Raw genomic sequence first — 16,328 nt, 5'->3', positions numbered from 1 at the left:
CGGGTAGCGTGGCGGACGTGTCACCGAAGAAGAAGCGCAAGGGCTCCTCGAGGCGTCCCCAGGGGGCGGCCACGGAGGAGATGACGCGTGCGCCCTCGCCGTTGCCGGGGCGCGCCGAACCGTCGTCCCGGCGCACGCCCTACGTGGTCGACGGCCCGTCGCGGTGGCCGGTGCTGGTGTGGACGGCCCTCGCCTTGGTGTGGGTCGTCGGCGTGCCGATGTTCCTGCTGTTCTTCCTCGCCGAGGGCTTCGCCCTGCAGGCGGAGGAGGTCACCGACGAGGCACGGCGTCGGCTCGCCGGATACCTGCTCGGGCTCCTGGTGTGCGCGGTTGTCGTGCCCCTCGGAGGGCTGGGAGCCGCGCTCTGGTCGCGGCGCAAGATCGCCGCGTGGATGTTCGGAGGCCTCACGGCCGTGAGCCTCGCCGCGATGTGGACCCTGATGCCGCCGTGGCAGTTGGTGACGGCGATCTGGGACGGTTTCACTGGATGAGGAGACCGCACGGGCGATCACGCCACCGGCGCGGTTGGCGTGGTCCCTCCGTCCGATCTCCTCATGGTCGGGTTCAGCGCGCGATCGGCGCCCCCAGCCACTCGTCGGGCAGGGCGAAGGCGTCGACCAACTCCCCGGCGTGGGGACGGAGCCGCGCGCACAGCGTGTTCACCGCGTCCGTCACGGCCTTGGCCCGGGTCGGGCGTAGCCGGTCGTGCTCGAGGAACCACCCACGGTCCTCCTCGATAGTGGAGAGAACGTAGAGGTCACACACCTTCTCCAGCACAGAACGGACACCCGGGTCCTCACATCGTTCCAGGGCGCCGACGAACGCCTCCAGCACCACACGGTCGATGTGGGCGCGCGCGGCGGAGACCATGTGGTCCTGACAGTCGTTGACCGCCTCAGCCGAGCCGGAGCGCCCGGCCTTGCGCATGCGTCGGGCCAAGCCCTCGACGATGTGCCGCTCGCGGTCCTCGAACATCGTCACCTGCCAGCCCCGGTTGAACAGTGCGTCGTTGTCCTCCCTGCCGGGAGCGACGGTGACGAGTCGTTCGATGGTGCTGCGCGCCGTCGTGCGTTCGATGACCGCGCCGAGGAACTGTCCCGCGACGAAACGCGCGGCGTCCATCGTCTCCAGGCTCTCGAACTCCTGTTTGTAGTTCGTGAGCAGCCCCTTGGCGACCAACTGCAGCAGAACGGTGTTGTCTCCCTCGAAGGTGGTGAAGACGTCGGTGTCCTCCCGCAGGCCCGCGAACCGGTTCTCGGCGAGGTAGCCGACGCCACCGCAGGACTCACGCGCCGTCTGGATCGTGTCCATGGCGTGCCACGTGGCGACCGCCTTCAGACCGGCGGCGCGGGACTCCAACTCCCGCTGGGCGTGCTCACCCTCCCGCGCTCCGGTGGCGATCTCGTGCATGGTGCGCGTCAGTTCCTCCTGGGCGAACGCGAGGGCGTAGGTCCGGGCCAGGGGGATCAGCAGTCGGCGCTGGTGGGTACGGTAGTCGAGGAGACGCGTCTCCTCGCCGGTCTCGGGGTTGGGGAACTGGCGCCGCCTGTCGGCGTAGCGCAGGGCGATAGTGAGCGCGGCCCGTGCGGCCGCCCCGGCGCCGCCCGCGACACTCACCCGACCACGGACGAGGGTTCCCAACATCGTGAAGAACCGCTTGCTCTTCTTCTCCACCGGGCTGGTGTACGTACCGTCGGCCGCGACGTCGCCGTACCGGTTGAGCAGGGCCTCGCGTGGAACACGCACCCGGTCGAACCAGATCCTTCCGTTGTCCACCCCGTTCAGCCCGGCCTTACGCCCGCAATCCTCGATGCGAACCCCCGTGGCGGTGGTGCCGTCGGGGTGGCGGATCGGAACCACCAACGCGTGCACCCCGTGGTTGGTTCCGCCCGTGATGAGCTGGGCGAAGACGACGGCGAGTCGCCCGTCACGGGCCGCGTTGCCGATGTAGTCCTTGCGGGCGTCGTCGTCGGGGGTGTGGACCACGAACTCCTCGGTGTCGGGATCGTAGGTCGCGGTCGTCCGCAGCGACTGGACGTCGGAGCCGTGTCCTGACTCTGTCATCGCGAAGCATCCGGGGAGGTCGAGGGCGATGAGCGGACGAAGGTAGCGCTCGTGGTGCCTCCGCGTCCCCAAGGAGAGGATCGCGCCCCCGAACAGCCCCCACTGTACGCCGAGCTTCACCATCAGTGACTGGTCCATGACGGTCATCTCGAACGCCACGGTGGCCGCACCGGGATCGTCGGTGCCGCCGTACTCCACCGGGAAGCCGAACCCGGGGAGGGGAGTGGCGGCGAGCACGCGCATCTGTTCGGCCACGCGGTCCCGGTGGCCTTCGGTGTCGAGGCCGTACACGGGAGTGAACAGGTCCCCCCGCATCGACGTCCGCACCACGTCGCGAGCGTGCCCCCACCGACCGTCCAGGAGGGTCCGCAACGCGTCGACGTCGATCTTCTCCGGTGTCTCGTGGCGTGTCATGGGAGTCCCCCTCGACGAAAGAACAAGTTACTTGCGAGTAACACTCTATCGCCGCCCAGAGCGCGCCACGCGTCGGTGGCTCGCGTTGGCGCGAGGGATTATCGTTCGGACGGATGGCGAACCGGCCCGGGTGTGGTCTGACTAACACTCCGTCGGTTCGCCCGCGATCGTGGGGGGATCGGCGTAGTCTCCGTGCACAGTCCCGTCATCGAACGGCACGAATCAACAAGGGGTGGGCCAAAATGGGCCACAAGCCACAGCCCGAGGAGCCTTGGCCCAAGGCGCCTCGCATCCCCATCCGATGCAACGCGTGTCAGCAAGTCCGGAGGTTCGAGGATCGACACCGGACGTCGGAGCAGGACGTACTGGTCGGCCCGCCGTGCCAGGTCTGTGGGGATCGTCTGATCTACTGCTGCACCAACTGCGGCGCTCAGTGGTTCCCCATGCCACGGGCGGGCCGCGCGGACAAACACTCGACGCAGAGCCGGACCGCATGACTGTGCCCCCGAGGGGATCATCCCCTCGGGGGCACAGTCACTTCCGCGAGCGAAGGCTCGGTCCGTGGACTAGCGTCCCTGGCCGGCCTGCTTCGCGCGCTTCCTGCTGCGTACCGAGATCTGCTTGGGACCCTGCGACTCAGCGCCTCCGCGTACGGTGACGGTCAGGAGTCCCTCCTCGAAGTCGGCGCTGATGCGGTCCTCGGTCACGTCCTCCGGGAGCGAGATCTCCCGACGGAAGGCTCCGTAGTACCGCTCGTTGGCGTAGTACTGCAGGCCTTCCTCAGCGCGGTGCCGTTCACCCGTGATGGACAGGTGGCCGTGAGAAAGCGCCACCTCCAGCTCGTCCGGCTGGACGCCCGGCACCTCACACTGGATCACCAGGTCCGTGCCATGGGCGTAGATGTCCGTGGTCGGGGTCCAGGCGTCGGAGAAGCCGCGGTCCTGGGTCGTTGACGAGCTGTCCATGGTCGCCATGGCGTCCGCCATGCGCTGCATCTCGCTGATGTAGTCGACCACTCCGCGGAACGGGTTCCTCATGCGTGCCATCCCTCCTCTCGATGTGTCGGCTGGGAGAACGTCACGTGGCTACTCCCTTGCCGCTCTCCAGGTTCTCCTTGTCGGGTCCACCGGGTCCGGTCTCGTGGCCGGTCGACGGTGCGGGCAGGCCCGCGGCACGGAGCTGCAGGGCTCCCACGTTCTCCTGGCGGAGCGCCTTGAGGAGGCCGAACGCGACGAGTACGAGCACGATAGCGAACGGCACACCCGTGGTGAGAGACGCCGCCTGCAGTGTTTGCAGTGCCGCCGCTCCACCCGCCGCCACCAGGACCGCGGCGACGACACCTTCCAGGATGGCCCAGAACGCCCGCTGTACCTTGCTCGGGTTCGGGTCGCCCCCGTTGGTCAGGATGTCGATGACCAGTGAACCAGAGTCCGAGGAGGTGATGAAGAAGAACGCGACGACCAGAATGGTGAGTACCGCGGTGGCCAGGAACACGACATCGTGCATCGGCAGCGACTCGAGGAGCTGGTACATCGCACGGTCCGAGTCGGCTGAACCGATGCCCGCGTCCTCCGTCAGGTCGTAGAACATGCCCGACCCGCCGAAGACGGCGAACCACACGATGGTGACGCCGATCGGGGCGAAGAGCACACCCGTGATGAACTGACGGATGGTGCGACCGTAGGAGATACGGGCGATGAACATCCCCACGAACGGCGCCCAGGAAATCCACCAGCCCCAGTAGAAGAACGTCCAGTTCGCCTGCCACTCGGCGAGGTCGGGGTTCATTGAGGGGGTGACGACGGACAGACTGCGTTCGGGCAGGGACTGCAGGAACGCGCCGGTCCAGTCGGCCATGCCGTTCACCATGAACAGCTTGGGGCCGAAGATGAACACGATGATGAGCAGCGCGATCGCCAACCACATGTTCAGCACTGACAGGCGCCGAATGCCCTTGTCGATCCCGGCGAGCACACTGTAGAGCGCGACCACGGTGATCACGGCGATGATGCCGATCTGCAGGGGCATGCTGGACGGGACGCCGAACACGGCGTTCAGGCCGGCGTTGATCTGGCCGGAGCCCAGACCCAGTGACGTGGCGAGACCGAACATGGTGCCGAACACGGCGAGGATGTCCACCATGTGGCCGGGCCACTTGTAGATGCGGTCACCGATCAGCGGGTAGAACGCCGACGCGGGGCGCAGTGGCAGCCCCTTGCGGTAGGAGAAGTACCCGAGGGCGAGACCCAGGATGATGTAGATCGACCAGGGGTGGAAGCCCCAGTGGAACAGGGTCGCGCTCATCGCGAGCGCCGCCTGCTCGTCGGGGTTGTTCGCCCCCTCGACGATCACCGACTCCAGGTACCCCGTGGGCTCGGCGACACCGAAGAAGACCAGGCCGATTCCCATGCCGGCGGTGAACAGCATGGCGAACCACGCCATCGTGCCGAACTCCGGCTTCGAGTCGTCCGGCCCCAGCTTGATCAGCCCGTACCGGCTGAACAGTAGGAAGAGGACGAAAATGACGTAGAAGGTGGCGGCGATCACGTACAGCCAGCCGAAGTACTCGCCGATCCCCGTGATCCAGCCCCACGAGCGAGCGTCGAGTACGTCCTCGTCCACCACGATGCCGGCCGTGATGCCAGCGATCACGAAGGCCAGGATGACGATGCCGGAAGTGAAGAACACCGGCGGGTTCATATGAGTTCTGATGTAGTTAGCTAGGATGACTCCTCGCCTCCTCCTTCTCCATTTTCGGGAGTGTGGCGGCTCTCCTGCCGGACCGGGGGGACGCGGACCGGTCGTGAGCCTGTTCAGTGACGTTTTTCATGCCGCTTGGGCGCGCCCCGACCGCGTGGGGTGTGTCGGTGGCGCGCCAATGGATACGCAAACCCTAAGTGGCAATCACGTCCATCGCATAGTCGAAATGCCCAGCCGTTCTTCCTTTGTTAGCTGGCGCTGTGTACTAACCCTGAGTAAATTACTAGAAGATGGAAATGCCGCGTGCAACACGGGGGTGGTTTGCCCGGATTTGGCGGGAACCGTACCCACGTGTTCTGTCCGTGTCTGCCCCCAGATGCCTGCTACGTGGGCCCGGCCCGTGCGTGATCGTGTTCCTGATCACTATCGACGCGGCCGACTATTGTGACCTCTTCCGGTCACGCCACTGAGTTGACGGGCGGCCATTTGCTGGCGTATTCGCGCCCGCGAATGGGGAATTCGATATGAAGATTTTGCGGGAGCGTATGTTTTGCCGTGATCCGAAGGGGGCATGCGCGCGCCGTTGAACAGCACGGGTATCGATCCCATAGCACAGATCCCACGTTCCTCCCGATGTTCTTCCTATCCGCGGCCGTCCTTCCGCTCGACAGTGGGCGCGTCGTTATGACGAGCCAATGGGGGGAAGTCCCACAGCGTGGATCATTGTCGCTCAATGGTCAACCCGAGGCGTGAAGAGGCTTCGCCGCAGGTAAGCTGGCTCGCTGATGTCGGGGTCACCGCCGACAGCGCGTCGAGGGGTACGGGGGTAGTCGTGGAGCTGGCGCGACTGGGGGAACGGCGCACCGCCTACCAGTTCGTTCGCGACACCATCTCCCAGGCCATCCTCACCGGGCGGCTGCAGGCCGGAGACCGGCTCATCCAGGCGGAGGTGGCCAAGAAGCTTCGCGTCAGTACCACACCGGTGCGGGAGGCGCTGCGGGACCTCGCGGCCGAGGGACTCGTGCGGGTGGACGCCCACCGTGGTGCGGTCGTCCGTGCCCTGAACGCGGAGGAGGCCGAGGAGATCTACCGCGTCCGCTGCCTGTTGGAACCGGAGATCATGCGTCGCGCGGTGGTGCGGATCACCGACGACGACATCCAGCGTGCCCAGGAGATCCAGGATCTGGCCGAAGCCGAGGTCGACCTCACCCGTTGGGTCGAGCGCAACCGTCAGTTCCACGCCGTGTTCACCGAAGCCGCACACTCGCCGCGGCTCGCCGCTATTGTCGAGTCACTGCAGAGTTCCGCCGCTGTCTACATCCTGGCGGACATGATGCAGGGTGGTCGCGACACGCGGCAGGCCAACCAGCAGCACCGCGAGATCCTGGCGACGGTCCGGGAGCGGGACGCGGAAGCCGCCGCGGCGGCGATCCTGCGGCACATCCACCACACTCCCGACGGTGTCGCGGACGTCGCCGCGGTTGGCCGCACACCCTCCTGAGCCCAATCGTCGTGACGCCGCCGGTGAGGGGCCGGGACGAGCGTCGTAGGCTACCTGAATGGCTCACATCACCTCCGTGGCGGTTCTGGACGACTACCAGGACATCTCCCGCGAGTTCGGCGACTGGACCCGATTGGGGGATCGGGTCCGACTCACCGTCTTCAACGACCATCTGAGTGACGTGGACGCGCTCGCGGACCGGCTGGAGCCCTTCGAGGTCGTGTGTGCCATGCGGGAACGCACCACCTTCGACGCGGATCTCCTTCGACGTCTGCCCAGGCTGCGGCTCCTGGTGACCACAGGGATGAGGAACCCCGCGATCGACATGGACGCCGCCCGGGAGCTGGGTGTGACCGTGTGCGGGACCGCGTCGCCGCCCACGCACACCGTGGAGCTCACCTGGGCGCTGATCCTGTCCCTGCTGCGCCGTGTTCCCGCGGAGGACGCCTCGATCCGTGGCGGCGGATGGCAGCACACGGTGGGCGCGGACCTGCACGGCCGGACACTGGGAGTGCTCGGACTCGGCCGGCTCGGCTCCCGAGTGGCGCGGATCGGCGAGGCGTTCGGCATGCGGGTGTTGGCCTGGAGCGCGAACCTGACCGACGAGCGGGCCGCCGAGCACGGTGCGCGCCGCGTGACGTTCCCCGAGCTCCTCGCGGAGTCGGACGTCGCGACGATCCACCTGCGGTTGAACGACGGAACCCGGGGTCTGATCGGCGCTCGGGAACTCGACCTGATCGGGTCCGGGGGCTACCTCGTGAACACCTCCCGTGGCCCCATCGTGCAGGAGCGGCCACTCGTCACGGCGTTGCACGACGGAACGATCGCGGGCGCGGCCCTGGACGTCTACGACGTCGAACCACTCCCCGTCGAGCACCCGCTGCGCTCGACCCCGAACACCGTGTTGACACCGCACATCGGCTACGGCACCGCCGGCACCTATCGAACGTTCTTCACCGAGACCGTGGCGGACATCGAGGCCTTCCTCGACGGCGAGCCGATCCGCGTGGTCACTTGACCACAACGCCCCCACGGGTGATCTTGCGTCCGTTCCCGGTGAACTAGGATCAAGCGCTGTGAGAGCCGGGTCGAGAACGAGCTCGGGCGTTGGGTGAGGGGGCTTGCGTGCGGCGGCGGGAACTGGGCGGTCAGGGCATGACCGTGACCGAGCTGGGGCTGGGCTGCATGGGGATGACCCACAGCTACGCCGGCCAGGACGAGGCGGAGTCCCTGCGCACCCTCCAGCGGGCGGTGGAGCTGGGGGTCGACTTCTTCGACACCGCCGACATGTACGGGCCCTGGACGAACGAGCGCCTGGTCGGTGCCGCTCTTCGCCCACACCGCGACGACGTGGTGCTCGCCACCAAGTTCGGTCAGGAAGTCGACCCCGAGGGGCGGCCGACCGGTCGTGTCAACGGTCGCCCCGAGTACGTGCGCGCCGCGGTGGACGGATCGCTGCACCGGCTCGGTGTCGACCACATCGACCTCTACTACCAGCACCGCGTCGATCCGGACGTCCCCGTGGAGGAGACATGGGGCGCCATGGCCGAGCTCGTCACCTCGGGAAAGGTCGGCTTCCTCGGGATCTCCGAGGCCGCACCCGAAACCGTGCGCCGGGCGCACGCCACGCATCCGGTGACCGCGCTGCAGTACGAGTACTCGCTGTTCACCCGGGACATCGAGAGTGACGGCATCCTCTCCCTGGCCCGAGAGCTCGGCATCGGCGTCGTGGCCTACAGCCCCCTGGGCCGTGGGATCCTCACCGGGGCGATCCAGGCCGAGGACGACCTGACCTCGGGCGACGCCCGCCCGAACTTCCCCCGCTTCGCCGGCGACAACCTGACCGCCAACGTCGCCCTCGTGCGTCGGCTGGAGGAACTGGCGGCGAGCAAGGGAGCCACACCCGGACAGTTGGCCATCGCGTGGGTCCTGGCCCAGGGCGAGGACGTCGTGACGATTCCCGGGACGAAACGGCAGCGCTATCTTGAGGAGAACCTGGCCGCCCGCGAGCTCGCCCTGACTCCCGCGGACCTCGCCGCCATCGATGAGGTGGCGCCACCGGGCGCGGCCCACGGTGACCGGTATCCCCCCACGGGGATGCGCCGCGTGCGCGTGTGAGCTGACCGAGGAGGACGCAAGGTGCCAACTCACGGGAGTCCGTCCCCTGGGGAGCAACCGCGGGACCCGGGCCACCACGACCCCGGACCGAGACCGGACCAACGCCCCATCCCACCGGGAGCCACGCCGCCCGCGCCTCCCGGTGCGCCCGGATGGGCTCCGGGACCACCGGGCCCGGGCCAGCCCGACGCCCGCCACCAGGCAGGTCCTCCCCAGGGCCCCGTCCCTCCGGGGGCGCCCTATGGGCCTCCGCCGGGACAGTCCCCGTATCCTCCGGCGGCCAACCCGGCTCCACCCCCCGGCCGTCCCCACCCCGGCCGTCCCCACCCCGGCCCGCCACCCCACCCATCTCAGCCCGGCGGGAGGCCGCCCGTCGGCCCGCCGCCCCACGGGGGCACCGGGCCGATGCCCCCACACCCGCAGCGGCCCGGAGCCCACGGGTACCCCGGCACCCCGACCGGCGCCCAGCCGACCTGGCAGGGTGGGGCGACACCACCCCCACCACCGGGACACGGCCCACCTCCCGGAGCGGCGGGCCCGATGCCGCCCCCGCCACCGGGTAACCATCGCCAGCCGCCTCAGCCACGGCCGGACGCCCACGGCGCGGCGTTCACCCCGCAGGGGCCACCCCCCGGCGGAGCCACGCCGGCGGGACCGGCGCGGGAGAACGGTCCCTCCGGTGCCGACACCCCCACCGACGACCTGACCGAACGTCGTACGGTGCAGGGACTGGTCATCACCGCGATGGTCCTCGTGCTACTGGCGCTGATCGCCGGCAACGTGGTGATGGTGCGCCCCGGAGCGGGCGACGCCGACGCGCGTGAGGCCCCCGCCCCCGTCGAACAGGGAGACGACGAGGAAGCCGCCGCCGAGTCCGAACCCGTCGTGCTGGAGGGAACCGGAGACGCCGAGGAGTCGTTCGAACCGTTCATCGACATCGGCTACCTCGCGGTCGAGCACACGGGGGAGACCATCCTCGTCTCGTTCGACACCGGCAACGGCACGGAGGACTCCGAGATCGACACCTTCCATCAGTGGCTCCCGTACTCCGGCGCGACGGTGATCAACGAGGACGAAGCGGCGATCCAGGGACTCTCCGTCCAGGCCGACGGCGACTGGAGCGTCGAACTGCACCCCCTGACCAACGCCCCCGAGTGGGACGGATCCCCGATCGACGGCGAGTTCGACGCGGTCTACCAGTACACCGGTCCCGAGGCCCCAGTCGACGTACGCGTCGCCGCCGACTACGTCGGCCCGATCTACGTCGAGGCGTACCCGTACGAGAACCCGCTCTTCGACGTCACCAACGAGTCCCCGCTCGACGAGACGTTCACCTTCGAAAGCACGCCGTCCGTCATCGAGGTGAACGCGGCCATCAGCTCCGACGCCCGGGAGGACGACCTCGACCTCACCCCGGAGTGGACCCTCGAGGTCCTCTGATCGTTCGGGAGCGCTTCCCGGGAGTGGTCCAGTCGTTCCACCATGTGGTTGGCCGCCCGCGTGGCGATGGGGAACGCCCGCCCGGACGGGGCCAGCGCGTCGCGCGCCCGACGGGCCGAGCACACCGACGCCACGTCGCGACGCGCGTTCCACGCCCCGTGGACACGCCGCGCGCCTCGCGAGAGTCGCTTGGCGTACGGCGGCCCTGTCCTGGTGAGGGCGACGCGGGTGTCACGGCGGGAGAACCTGCCATACACGGCGTGACTAGCGGCGTGACTAATGGTGGACCGAGGATGGCGCTCGGCTCGATCCTTCGCCCCCGATCGGGGACCCGCGGGCGTCGTTCCGGGGATTCGGGGACGCCGCCGCGAATGAGCCGTTCAACGTCGCCGTTCGTCGATCGTGCGCCCTCGACGGTGGGCACGGTGCGTAGGCTCCGCCACCCCGCTAGGGCCGCAGCGATCGTTCCTCGTCTGGGCAGCGCGTGCCACCACGCGCTGCGTCGCGGGACTCCCGGAGCGGATCCGCCGACCGTGCGACCACGGGCCGTGGTGTGGCGTGGGCGAGGGGCCAAGCGACAGGGGCACGGGACACCCGGCGGCGGTGTCACACGGTGCCCTGATCTCTGTGACCTCGTCCCACGGGGCGTGTGGGCGTGCGATCCGCGTGCTGCCGTGGTCCGGTCGCTGCGGCGATCGGTATGGGGCTCTACGGGCCCAGTGGATGGGACCACGTTCGTGCGAGTCCGCCGGGGACCGTCGTCCACAACGCACCCGGAGCCGTCCGTGGCGCCCCATGGGGCACGGGCTTCGGGGACGGTGATGGCTCCGCCCGAGGGGTAACCATGGCCGCGTCGTGGCGCGAGGTGACGCGGGGGGAGCACCGTTACGGGTGACGGTGCTCCCCGGACCGTCATTTCGACGCGGCTTGTTCGTACAGATTCCGGGCCTCGTCGCCGAGGCGGGGGCCGTACTGGGTGGAGTCGTCGTCGGAGTACTTGAAGCTGATCACCGAGGTCACGGTGCCCTCGCCGGTGCTCGTGTCGAAGTCGCTGAGAAAAGGGCCACCGCTGGATCCCTGGGTCATCTCACAGGGCACCCCGTAGGCGTCCGTCCCCCACGGGTCCTCGACCGTGGTGCCGGAGCAGTAGTGCAGCTCGTTGCCGTCGAACCGGCCGGCGGCCGGGTAACCGAAGGTGTACACCTGTTCGCCGACGGGGGCGTTGAACTCGATCCCCAGCGCCGCGGCGGCGTCCTGTGGCGCGGTGCCGGCGTCGTTGTCGTGGAGGGCCACCATGGCGTAGTCGTACTCGTCGTCGCCGTTCTCGGCCCAGGCGTCGGTGGCGAGCATGTCCCGGGCGGCGAAACGGCCGTACGGCTCGTCGCCGTTGTCGTAGCCGGGGACGAAGACCCAGTTGTCGGCCCAGCCGCCCTCACCGTCGGCGACGCAGTGGCCGGCCGTCACCACGGTGGAGCGGTTCTCGGCGTTGACCAGCGCGGCAGAACACGTGTAGTCGTTGCCGCCCATGGTGAGGAAGACGCGCCCGGTGGCCTCGACCACCGTTCCGCCGCCCGGCCAGGGCTCACCGGTGCTGTTGGGGTTGACGCCCTGGGCGGCCTGTGCGTCGGAGCCCGCGCTCTGTGTGGGGTCGCCGGTGATGGTGAGCCCCCCGGTCTGCTCCAACAGGCGAGCCAGCGGTTCGGCCGCGGACATGCGGGCGTCGGTCCAGTAGCTCAGGACGGAGTTGCGTTCGTTGTCGGTGGCGGCGGCCTCGTGGTGGACGATCTCCGGGGTGTCGGTGCCGCGCTCCTCCGGATCCGCGGGGGCGGCCGGTGCGGCGATGGCGGGGCCCGCGCTGGCGAACAGGACGGCGGAGGCGGCGGTCCCAACGAGGGACGCGGCGAGTGTACGTGCCATGACACGCCATATTGCCACACGAACAGTGACAATAAGAGCACTCTTCGTATCTGAGTGTCGTTTGGGTCGCACGCGACGCGATCACCGGTCATGCCGAAACCGGCGGACGGGCTGGTGGGTCGCGGCACGAGAAGTCAGCGGCCCGCGGGGGAACTCCTATGATGGCGATGTGCCACTCAGCGAACCATCGAGCTCACACCGTCGGGATCAGGGTACTCCTCGGCGCGACGTCGTCCTCCTGGGCAGTACCGGATCCATCGGGACCCAGGCGATCGACATCGTCCGCCGCCACCCCGACCGTCTGCGGGTCGTGGCTCTCGCCGGCGGCGGAGGGCGCCCGGACGACCTGGTGCGCCAGGCGGTCGAGCTCGACGTGGAGGCCGTGGCCGTCGCCCAGGAGTCCGCTGCCGACGTGGTACGTTCGGGCCTCGCTCAGCACGGTTCGCCGGCCAAGGTCCTCACCGGTTCCGCCGGTGTCGTCGAGGCCGCCCAGTGGCCGAGCGACGTCGTGCTCAACGGCATCACCGGAGCCCTCGGCCTGGAGTCGACCCTGGCCGCGCTGCGGTCGGGGCGCCTGTTGGCCCTGGCCAACAAGGAGTCGCTCATCATCGGCGGACCCCTGGTGCGCGACGCGGCGCGTCCCGGGCAGATCGTTCCGGTCGACTCCGAGCACTACGCGATCGCTCAGTGCTTCCCCCACGTCCCCGACGACCAACTCTCCAGCCTCGCGCAGGGGAGGGTGGAGGGGCGCCCCGGGGACGTGAGTCGTGTGGTGGTCACCGCCAGCGGTGGGCCGTTCCGCGGGTGGTCCCGGTCTGACCTCGAGGCGGTCACCCCGGAGCAGGCCCTCGCGCACCCGACCTGGAACATGGGTCCGGTCATCACCGTCAACAGCGCCACGCTCGTGAACAAGGGGCTGGAGGTGATCGAGGCGCACCTGCTGTTCGACGTCCCCTTCGACCAGATCGAGGTCGTCGTCCACCCCCAGTCCGTGGTGCACTCCATGGTCGAGTACGTCGACGGCACCACTCTGGCCAAGGCCAGCCCGCCGGACATGCGGATCCCGATCGCCAACGGTCTCGCCTGGCCGGAACGTCTGTCCGAGGTGGCACAGCCCCTCGACTGGACCCGCGCCAGCTCGTGGACCTTCGAGCCACTGGACTCGGATGTGTTCCCGGCCGTCGCCCTCGCGGCACAGGTGGGACGCGCGGGCGGCACGGCGCCCGCGGTGTACAACGCGGCCAACGAGGAGGCCGTGGCGGCGTTCCTGGGCACGCGTTTGCCATTCCCGGCGATTGTGGACATCGTGGCGCAGGTAGTCTCGGAACATGCGGACGCGGGGGAGCGTCACGCGCCGACGCTGGACGCCGTCTACGCCGCCGACGCCTGGGCCCGAGCCCGCTCATGGGAACTCATCGATCGGTCCTGAGGGGTAGCGGATGACCGCTGTGCTGACAACGCTTGGCATCCTCGCGTTCGTCCTGGCGCTCGTGCTGTCGGTCGCGTGGCACGAGCTGGGACACATGGCAGCCGCCAAGATGTTCGGCATTCGCTGCACCCAGTTCTTCGTCGGGTTCGGCAAGACACTGTGGTCCCGCACCTGGGGTGAGACCGAGTACGGCATCAAGGCCTTCCCGCTGGGAGGGTTCGTGCGCATGGTGGGGATGATCCCGCCGTCGCGACACGACCCGGAGGCGTCCGGCAAGCCGATGTCGCGCTGGCGGGCGATGATCGAGGACGCGCGGGACGCCGCGCGGGTCGATCTCGAGCCCGGCGACGAGGACCGTCAGTTCTACCAGCGCGCGCCGTGGAAGCGGTTGATCGTGATGTTCGCCGGCCCGGTCATGAACCTGGTCCTGGCCATCGTGATCTTCGCCGTGGTGATGATGGGCTTCGGGTTCTTCGAGAGCACGACCACGGTCGGACGGGTCAACGAGTGCGTCGTGGCCGCCGGCGAGGACGTCGAGGGCTGCCCGGACAACGCGCCGCCGACACCGGCGCTGGAGGCCGGGATCCAGGAGGGCGACCGGATCCTGTCCGTGGACGGCCAGGAGACGCCCGACTGGGGCGCCCTGCAGAGCACCATCCGTGAGAGCGGCGGAGCCACCACCATCGTGCTCGAGCGCGACGGCGAGACCCTCACCGTGCAGGCCGACGTGATCGAGTCCGAGGTGGCGTCGCTGGACGAGAACGGTGAACCCATCGTGCGCACCGACGCCGACGGGGAGCCGATCGTCGACGAACAGGGACGCTACATTCCGGAGACGGAGCCGGCCGGGTTCCTGGGATTCACTCCGCTCCAGGAACGCCAACCGCTCACCGCGGGCGAGACCGTCGTGGAGATCGGGACCATCTCCAAGGACGTCGTGGTCCACCTGGTCGCCCTACCGACCAAGATCCCCGGACTGTGGGAGGCGGCGTTCCTCGGCGGAGAACGCGAGGCCGACTCACCCGTGGGTGTCGTCGGAGCCTCGCGGTTGGGCGGTGAGATCGTCGCCATGGAGATTCCGGCCGTGGACCGCACCGTCATGATGTTGATGCTGCTCGCCACGGTGAACTTCTTCCTGTTCGCGTTCAACATGCTGCCGATCCTGCCGCTGGACGGCGGGCACATCCTCGGAGCCGTCTGGGAGTCGGTGCGGCGCTGGTGGGCGCGAATGTTCACCCGCCCGGACCCCGGTCCGTTCGACGTCGCGAAGCTCATGCCGGTGGCCTACGTGGTCGTGGCCTGCTTCATCGGCTTCAGCGTCCTGCTGCTCGTCGCCGACGTCGTCAACCCGGTGCGTCTCATCCAGTGATCCGTGACGGGAACTGGGACGTCCTCTTCGCTGAGCCGGTAGCCTTGGAACGTGCTCGCTGGGCCCGTGACGGCTGCCGGCGTCCTTCCGTTCCCTCTCTCGTGAGGTGTTGAGCCCTGATGGCTGTCGATCTGGGAATGCCGGATACTCCGATGCGTCCGCTCGCGGAGCGTCGCCCCACCCGGCGGATCATGGTGGGCGACGTCCCCGTCGGTGGGGGAGCGCCCGTCTCGGTGCAGTCCATGACCACCACGGTCACCGCTGACATCAACGCGACCCTGCAGCAGATCGCGGAGCTCACCGCGTCGGGCTGCCAGATCGTCCGCGTCGCCGTGCCGAGCGCCGACGACGCCGAGGCGCTTCCGATCATCGCGAAGAAGTCGCAGATCCCCGTCATCGCCGACATTCACTTCCAGCCGCGTTACGTCTTCGCCGCGATCGAGGCCGGTTGCGCCGCGGTTCGCGTCAACCCGGGAAACATCAAGAAGTTCGACGACAAGGTCGGTGAGATCTCACGCGCCGCGCGGGACGCCGGCGTGCCGATCCGGATCGGTGTCAACGCCGGCTCCCTGGACAAGCGGCTGTTGGACAAGTACGGGAAGGCCACTCCCGAGGCGCTGGTCGAGTCGGCGCTGTGGGAGTGCTCGCTGTTCGAGGAGCACGACTTCCGCGACATCAAGATCTCGGTCAAGCACCACGACCCGGTCGTCATGATCCAGGCCTACCGGCAGCTCTCCCAGCAGTGCGACTACCCGCTGCATCTCGGGGTGACCGAGGCGGGCCCGGCGTTCCAGGGCACCGTGAAGTCCGCCGCCGCGTTCGGCGCCCTCCTCGCCGAGGGGATCGGCGACACCATCCGCGTGTCCCTGTCCGCGCCCCCGGCCGAGGAGGTCAAGGTCGGTGCGCAGATCCTGGAGTCACTGGGGATGCGCGAGCGTGGCCTGGAGATCGTCTCCTGCCCGAGTTGTGGCCGGGCGCAGGTCGACGTCTACCAGTTGGCCGACGACGTCACCGCGGGGCTCGAGGGCATGGACGTCCCGCTGCGCGTGGCCGTCATGGGGTGCGTGGTGAACGGTCCCGGTGAGGCGCGGGACGCGGACCTGGGCGTGGCCTCGGGCAACGGCAAGGGGCAGATCTTCGTCAAGGGTGAGGTCGTCAAGACCGTCCCGGAGGACCAGATCGTGGAGACCCTGATCGCCGAGGCCACCCGCCTGGCGGAGGAGATCGGCGAGTCCGCTTCCGGCCAGCCCAGTGTCTCGGTGAGCTGACACTCGACGCCGCACCCTGACCCGCCAACCCTCCGTGGAGCGGCTCGGAACTCACCGTCCCGAGTGGGTGTCGTAGCGCGGGCCGTGCCGGGCCGGTCGCCTACGCTT

Annotated in this window: 12 protein-coding genes; 8 read left to right on the top strand and 4 right to left on the bottom strand. The window is 68.9% G+C overall.

What is annotated here, in order from left to right; genetic code table 11:
- The first annotated feature begins 17 nt into the window (after window positions 1-17).
- Window positions 18-491, top strand: coding sequence for a hypothetical protein (locus tag J4H86_RS08390; RefSeq protein ID WP_236542939.1), 474 nt, complete (start codon window positions 18-20; stop codon window positions 489-491).
- A gap of 73 nt (window positions 492-564) precedes the next feature.
- Here J4H86_RS08390 and J4H86_RS08385 read toward each other — a convergent pair whose 3' ends face one another.
- From J4H86_RS08385 to J4H86_RS08375, 3 genes are all read right to left on the bottom strand, one after another.
- Entirely contained in the window at window positions 565-2,478 is a 1,914-nt protein-coding gene (locus tag J4H86_RS08385; protein WP_236542938.1) for an acyl-CoA dehydrogenase family protein, read from the bottom strand.
- Window positions 2,479-3,044: 566 nt separating this feature from the next.
- Entirely contained in the window at window positions 3,045-3,515 is a 471-nt protein-coding gene (locus J4H86_RS08380; RefSeq protein ID WP_330932504.1) for an Hsp20/alpha crystallin family protein, read from the bottom strand.
- Between the two features lie 40 nt (window positions 3,516-3,555).
- On the bottom strand, window positions 3,556-5,166 hold the full coding sequence (locus J4H86_RS08375; protein WP_236542936.1) for a BCCT family transporter: 1,611 nt from the start codon (window positions 5,164-5,166) through the stop codon (window positions 3,556-3,558).
- Window positions 5,167-5,911: 745 nt separating this feature from the next.
- Between J4H86_RS08375 and J4H86_RS08370 the strand changes: the two genes are divergently transcribed.
- From J4H86_RS08370 to J4H86_RS08355, 4 genes are all read left to right on the top strand, one after another.
- On the top strand, window positions 5,912-6,679 hold the full coding sequence (locus J4H86_RS08370) for a GntR family transcriptional regulator (RefSeq protein ID WP_236542935.1): 768 nt from the start codon (window positions 5,912-5,914) through the stop codon (window positions 6,677-6,679).
- A 58-nt stretch (window positions 6,680-6,737) separates the two neighbouring features.
- The gene (locus tag J4H86_RS08365; protein ID WP_236542934.1) at window positions 6,738-7,697 is read left to right on the top strand and encodes a D-2-hydroxyacid dehydrogenase family protein; all 960 of its coding nucleotides are present in this window, start codon (window positions 6,738-6,740) and stop codon (window positions 7,695-7,697) included.
- A 107-nt stretch (window positions 7,698-7,804) separates the two neighbouring features.
- Window positions 7,805-8,797 (top strand): aldo/keto reductase, encoded by a 993-nt coding sequence (locus tag J4H86_RS08360; protein WP_236542933.1) that lies wholly within the window; start codon window positions 7,805-7,807, stop codon window positions 8,795-8,797.
- Between the two features lie 540 nt (window positions 8,798-9,337).
- On the top strand, window positions 9,338-10,237 hold the full coding sequence (locus tag J4H86_RS08355; RefSeq protein ID WP_236542932.1) for a hypothetical protein: 900 nt from the start codon (window positions 9,338-9,340) through the stop codon (window positions 10,235-10,237).
- A 912-nt stretch (window positions 10,238-11,149) separates the two neighbouring features.
- Here J4H86_RS08355 and J4H86_RS08350 read toward each other — a convergent pair.
- Window positions 11,150-12,154 (bottom strand): trypsin-like serine peptidase, encoded by a 1,005-nt coding sequence (locus J4H86_RS08350; RefSeq protein WP_236542931.1) that lies wholly within the window; start codon window positions 12,152-12,154, stop codon window positions 11,150-11,152.
- A gap of 238 nt (window positions 12,155-12,392) precedes the next feature.
- On the opposite strand from J4H86_RS08350, the gene dxr reads away from it, so the two are divergent.
- From dxr to ispG, 3 genes are all read left to right on the top strand, one after another.
- Window positions 12,393-13,583 (top strand): 1-deoxy-D-xylulose-5-phosphate reductoisomerase, encoded by a 1,191-nt coding sequence (dxr, locus tag J4H86_RS08345; RefSeq protein WP_236543952.1) that lies wholly within the window; start codon window positions 12,393-12,395, stop codon window positions 13,581-13,583.
- Window positions 13,584-13,593: 10 nt separating this feature from the next.
- Window positions 13,594-14,952 carry a M50 family metallopeptidase gene (locus tag J4H86_RS08340; RefSeq protein WP_236542930.1) on the top strand — a complete coding sequence of 453 codons (1,359 nt, stop codon included), beginning with the start codon at window positions 13,594-13,596 and terminating at the stop codon, window positions 14,950-14,952.
- Between the two features lie 119 nt (window positions 14,953-15,071).
- The gene (gene ispG, locus J4H86_RS08335) at window positions 15,072-16,220 is read left to right on the top strand and encodes a flavodoxin-dependent (E)-4-hydroxy-3-methylbut-2-enyl-diphosphate synthase (RefSeq protein WP_236542929.1); all 1,149 of its coding nucleotides are present in this window, start codon (window positions 15,072-15,074) and stop codon (window positions 16,218-16,220) included.
- The last annotated feature ends 108 nt before the right edge of the window (window positions 16,221-16,328 follow it).

This window comes from Spiractinospora alimapuensis, from assembly GCF_018437505.1.
Lineage (GTDB): Bacteria > Actinomycetota > Actinomycetes > Streptosporangiales > Streptosporangiaceae > Spiractinospora > Spiractinospora alimapuensis.
The sequence above is the reverse complement of the archived record's forward strand: the minus strand, read 5'-3'. Positions and strand labels throughout refer to the sequence as shown.

Coding starts and splice junctions, on each gene's coding strand:
- J4H86_RS08385 (WP_236542938.1), bottom strand. CDS start 2,478: ATGACACGCCACGAGACACCGGAGAAGATCGACGTCGACGCGTTGCGG.
- J4H86_RS08380 (WP_330932504.1), bottom strand. CDS start 3,515: ATGAGGAACCCGTTCCGCGGAGTGGTCGACTACATCAGCGAGATGCAG.
- J4H86_RS08370 (WP_236542935.1), top strand. CDS start 5,912: ATGGTCAACCCGAGGCGTGAAGAGGCTTCGCCGCAGGTAAGCTGGCTC.
- J4H86_RS08365 (WP_236542934.1), top strand. CDS start 6,738: ATGGCTCACATCACCTCCGTGGCGGTTCTGGACGACTACCAGGACATC.
- J4H86_RS08355 (WP_236542932.1), top strand. CDS start 9,338: ATGCCGCCCCCGCCACCGGGTAACCATCGCCAGCCGCCTCAGCCACGG.
- J4H86_RS08350 (WP_236542931.1), bottom strand. CDS start 12,154: ATGGCACGTACACTCGCCGCGTCCCTCGTTGGGACCGCCGCCTCCGCC.
- J4H86_RS08340 (WP_236542930.1), top strand. CDS start 13,594: ATGACCGCTGTGCTGACAACGCTTGGCATCCTCGCGTTCGTCCTGGCG.
- ispG (WP_236542929.1), top strand. CDS start 15,072: ATGGCTGTCGATCTGGGAATGCCGGATACTCCGATGCGTCCGCTCGCG.